Source organism: Anaplasma marginale str. Florida (assembly GCF_000215485.1).
Lineage (GTDB): Bacteria > Pseudomonadota > Alphaproteobacteria > Rickettsiales > Anaplasmataceae > Anaplasma > Anaplasma marginale.
Genome location: NZ_AFMS01000009.1, coordinates 1 through 4,652, shown reverse-complemented (window position 1 = coordinate 4,652; position 4,652 = coordinate 1). Strand labels below are relative to the sequence as shown.

At 50.2% G+C, this 4,652-nt stretch carries 4 protein-coding genes and 1 pseudogene; 1 reads left to right on the top strand and 4 read right to left on the bottom strand.

Going from position 1 to position 4,652, the window contains the following annotated elements; all coding sequences use genetic code 11:
- Positions 1-333 precede the first annotated feature (333 nt).
- The gene (locus GAC_RS00320) at positions 334-1,182 is read left to right on the top strand and encodes a P44/Msp2 family outer membrane protein (protein ID WP_010266964.1); all 849 of its coding nucleotides are present in this window, start codon (positions 334-336) and stop codon (positions 1,180-1,182) included.
- Positions 1,183-1,537: 355 nt separating this feature from the next.
- Here GAC_RS00320 and GAC_RS00315 read toward each other — a convergent pair whose 3' ends face one another.
- The 4 genes and pseudogenes from GAC_RS00315 to GAC_RS06220 all read right to left on the bottom strand — a co-directional run.
- Positions 1,538-2,344 (bottom strand): HesA/MoeB/ThiF family protein, encoded by an 807-nt coding sequence (locus GAC_RS00315; protein ID WP_010262598.1) that lies wholly within the window; start codon positions 2,342-2,344, stop codon positions 1,538-1,540.
- A gap of 33 nt (positions 2,345-2,377) precedes the next feature.
- Positions 2,378-2,980 (bottom strand): orotate phosphoribosyltransferase, encoded by a 603-nt coding sequence (pyrE, locus tag GAC_RS00310; protein ID WP_010262594.1) that lies wholly within the window; start codon positions 2,978-2,980, stop codon positions 2,378-2,380.
- A 94-nt stretch (positions 2,981-3,074) separates the two neighbouring features.
- Positions 3,075-4,148, bottom strand: coding sequence for a recombinase RecA (recA, locus tag GAC_RS00305; protein WP_010262591.1), 1,074 nt, complete (start codon positions 4,146-4,148; stop codon positions 3,075-3,077).
- A 408-nt stretch (positions 4,149-4,556) separates the two neighbouring features.
- Positions 4,557-4,652 (bottom strand): annotated as a pseudogene (locus GAC_RS06220) (TrbC/VirB2 family protein); the annotation flags it as partial.

Here is a 4,652-nt window from a genome sequence, read left to right as displayed (position 1 = left end):
TAGGAACAGGGCCTAGAGGGCTCCACTGGCGCAAGCAGTTCAAGGCTAATGCGCAACAGTAGCAGATTGTGTCTTGTGTTTGTGCGGTATCACGCGATAATGCAATAGACCGCACTTACAGCGCAAGCAACAATAAACTACAGAAGGCTTGACTTCATCTGTAAGTGCTTATAGAAATCTACAGCACCGCTCCTGTGCAAGGCGTGGTGCGTGTGGTAGGGCCGTGTGCGTCGTGGGTGAGTTGCGCTTTATAATTTCTGCTATGATACTTCCACCCTAACCTTTTATATGCTAAACTGCTGCGTGTTTTTATGATTTATCAAAAGGATTACTATGAATTACAGAGAATTGTTTACAGGGGGCCTGTCAGCAGCCACAGTCTGCGCCTGCTCCCTACTTGTTAGTGGGGCCGTAGTGGCATCTCCCATGAGTCACGAAGTGGCTTCTGAAGGGGGAGTAATGGGAGGTAGCTTTTACGTGGGTGCGGCCTACAGCCCAGCATTTCCTTCTGTTACCTCGTTCGACATGCGTGAGTCAAGCAAAGAGACCTCATACGTTAGAGGCTATGACAAGAGCATTGCAACGATTGATGTGAGTGTGCCAGCAAACTTTTCCAAATCTGGCTACACTTTTGCCTTCTCTAAAAACTTAATCACGTCTTTCGACGGCGCTGTGGGATATTCTCTGGGAGGAGCCAGAGTGGAATTGGAAGCGAGCTACAGAAGGTTTGCTACTTTGGCGGACGGGCAGTACGCAAAAAGTGGTGCGGAATCTCTGGCAGCTATTACCCGCGACGCTAACATTACTGAGACCAATTACTTCGTAGTCAAAATTGATGAAATCACAAACACCTCAGTCATGTTAAATGGCTGCTATGACGTGCTGCACACAGATTTACCTGTGTCCCCGTATGTATGTGCCGGGATAGGCGCAAGCTTTGTTGACATCTCTAAGCAAGTAACCACAAAGCTGGCCTACAGGGGCAAGGTTGGGATTAGCTACCAGTTTACTCCGGAAATATCCTTGGTGGCAGGTGGGTTCTACCACGGGCTATTTGATGAGTCTTACAAGGACATTCCCGCACACAACAGTGTAAAGTTCTCTGGAGAAGCAAAAGCCTCAGTCAAAGCGCATATTGCTGACTACGGCTTTAACCTTGGAGCAAGATTCCTGTTCAGCTAATTGTGGGCTTTTCACATGTGGTAAAGATCTAAAAGTCTTTGCCACATGTTGCGTCACTTTGGTGTCTGGATGTTGCGCAACACTGGGTGCGGGCTGCCAATGGAGAAGTGGTAGTGCGTGGGGGTCCGCGCTGTGCCGAATGCTTTTTGGAATGCATGCCAGCCCCGGTTTGGGGCTGCAAATTCGGCTTAGCGTTTTGGGGTTTCGCGTAACACAACTGTAGGTTGTGGCCCAGTAGGTTGGCCGGTTCGGTTTTCAGCGCGAGGCACGCGGCAGACTTTCTGCCTAAGCTGGGCGAGCAACCTGTAGGGCCCCAAATTGGGTCAGCCTGGGATTTTTAGAGGTCGGCTGGTCATTACTCTATACGCAGTTTACCTTCGTAGGATTCAAAATCGTGCGGGTCCACGCTTGCAGTGTCGCTGCAACAACTGCACAAACTGTTTGCGGAAAGTTCGTACGAGGTAAAGCGGTTACTGCGGAGGTCCACCCTGTATAATTTACCTACGCTTGACTGGTGACTACCAACTACGTACTTAATAACCTCGGCAGCAGCCATACTCCCGACCACCCCCACAGTAGGGCTCGCAACTCCGGCATTGGCACAATTTAGCTTGGTGCTTACTTGCTTCCCTTCAAAAAAACACCTGTAGCATGGCCTCCCCCCGGGTGGTATTACCATTACTTCGCCAGTGAAACCTATAGCGGCACAGTGTACCAGGGTTTTGTGCGTTGCAACACATGCGTCGTTCAAAAACATTTTCACTGCGAGTCTATCCACACAATCTACAACGATTTCCACATCAGATAGTATGGTCTCAAAGTTTTTTGGACCGATCGCGCAGTCTATTTCACGCACTTCGACATCACTATTCAGGTGTTTTATAAACTCGGCCGCAGCGCGCACTTTTCTACGCCCCACATCCTGTTCCCTGTAAATAGTTTGTCGGTTCAGATTTGAAATCCTGACGGTATCATCGTCACACACGACAAGCCGCCCCACGCCGCTGGCCGCCAAGAGCGGTATCACTGCGCTACCAAGACCCCCACAACCTGCAATTAGAATCTTGCTCTGTCTCAACTTATTGTGGCCGCGGTGCCCTATCTCGGGTACCAACACCTGCCTTGCGTATCTACATCGAAAGTCACTGCGTGACGCGCACATAATAACAGATCAGCCAAAAAAACAATGCGTGCACTAGCTTAATGCCCTACTACCAGGTTTAGAGACTGGTATACTCTTCAGCTCATCAGGTATATCATCCGCCGCATAGTTTCGTATATCCATTTCCAACAGACTTACCACTGGAAACGGCGTGTTTACGCAGCTACCACGACTTATGATGCTCAGCTCAGCCATGACTTTCCCCCCAAGGGCCGTTACAGCGTCAAATACCTCCAAGGATGACCCGCCGGTGGTAATGACATCTTCCACTATCAACACTCGGCTGTTAGCATTTATGCAAAACCCTCTGCGCAACTCGAAATTGCCCTGCACGCGCTCGAAAAAGACGAAATTCACTCCGAGCTGCCTGGCAATTTCATAACCAAACACTATTGCCCCCATGGCGGGGGAGGCCACAACATCAATCTTCAGGTCACCCAGCACATCGTTGCTTCGTCTCAAAAGCGCTGCACACAGGGTCTCGCACACAGAGGGCGCTTCTTGAAGCTTGGCACACTGAATGTACGTATCACTGTGCAACCCAGAAGACAGAACGAAATGGCCTTTTAGGATTGCAGACCTCTCCACCAGCATGTTGAGCACATCATCACTTGTATATATGCCCCTTTCTTTCACCGCCCAACCTCACAATACCAGTGCACCCCCGCACGGCGTTTGAGTGTGCGATACCAGGGGCAAAAATCCGCAATCAAGCACCGCGCGCCCGGCACTAGAAAACCTCCTCCTCCAACACATCGGTACGCTCATCTACAGCGAACAGATCGCTACTGTGCATACTCTCCGCAAGGCATGCTCTGATTTTCTGCTCTAACTCATTCGCGATATCTGGGTTGCTTTTCAAATAACCCTTGGCATTCTCCCTACCTTGTCCCAACTTTACCGCGCCGTAGGAATAGTGCGCACCAGACTTCTCGACAAAACCGAACTTGACACCCATGTCGACTATCTCACCCAGCTTCGATATGCCTTCATTGTACACGATGTCAAACTCCGCCTGCTTGAACGGGGGTGCAACCTTGTTTTTGACGACCTTTACTCTCGTCTGGTTCCCTATCACGTTGTCTTTGTCTTTAATCGCGCTTACTTTGCGAATGTCAAGCCGTATTGACGTGTAGAACTTGAGCGCACTACCACCCGTTGTCACTTCCGGGTTGCCGTAAATCACACCTATCTTTATGCGTATCTGGTTGATAAACACCAATATACAGTTAGCCTTGGAGACCACCGAGGTCAGCTTGCGAAGCGCGTGGCTCAGCAACCTAGCCTGCAACCCCATGTGCTGGTCACCCATGTCACCCTCTATTTCCGCCCTGGGAGTGAGCGCAGCGACGGAATCCACTACTATCACATCTATGGCACCGGAGCACACTAAGTATTCAACAATGTGCAAAGCCTGCTCGCCGGTGTCGGGCTGTGAGACTATCAAATCCCCCACATTTACGCCCAGCTTTCTGGCGTACACGGTGTCCAACGCATGTTCGGCATCAATAAAAGCACAGTTACCGCCCTGCTTTTGGGCCTCTGCGATGACGTGCAGCGCAAGTGTAGTCTTCCCGGAGCTCTCAGGACCAAAAATCTCTACTATCCTACCTTTCGGCAACCCTCCAATACCCAACGCCGCATCCAGAGCTATAGAACCTGTAGACACGCTATCCATCTTCTCGGCAGGATGCTGCTTCAACTTCATAATGGCACCCCGCCCAAACGCCCTTTCTATCTGGCTTATGGCCGCATCCAACGCCTTCTGCTTCTCAGATTCAACATCTTTCTTACTGCCTGACATGGACACCCCATCAACAGAAAAAACAACCTTTGTAGTACGTCACGACTTAACCGCATACGCTCACATCTGTCAAGAATTTTACACTCCGTTTTCCGGGGAGAAATCCTGTAAATCACCCCTACCACCGCACATTACCCAAATTTACAATACAGATAAGCCAATGTCCTCTCATCCCCACTCTACCCACTCACACTCCTAACTTACTCCAAGGCTCCTGTCTCCCAACCTCTCGTACCTCAACACACTTGAAGTTCTTGGCACCACCCAAGCCCGCCACAGCTCCCTGCACCATTAACACACTTTAAGTTCTTGGTGCCACCTACATAACCCAACTTCTGGTACCTCCTCCTGCCCTTGGCACTCAGCCCAACCACACAAGCCTATGACCACACTTCCAACTCGTATCGGTTACTTGACTTCCTTCTTATAATTTGCACAGTCGAAACTCTTGGCATCGCCTTCAGTACTGACCCCAGCAGCAAATTTAGCCATGAGCTTACCAGC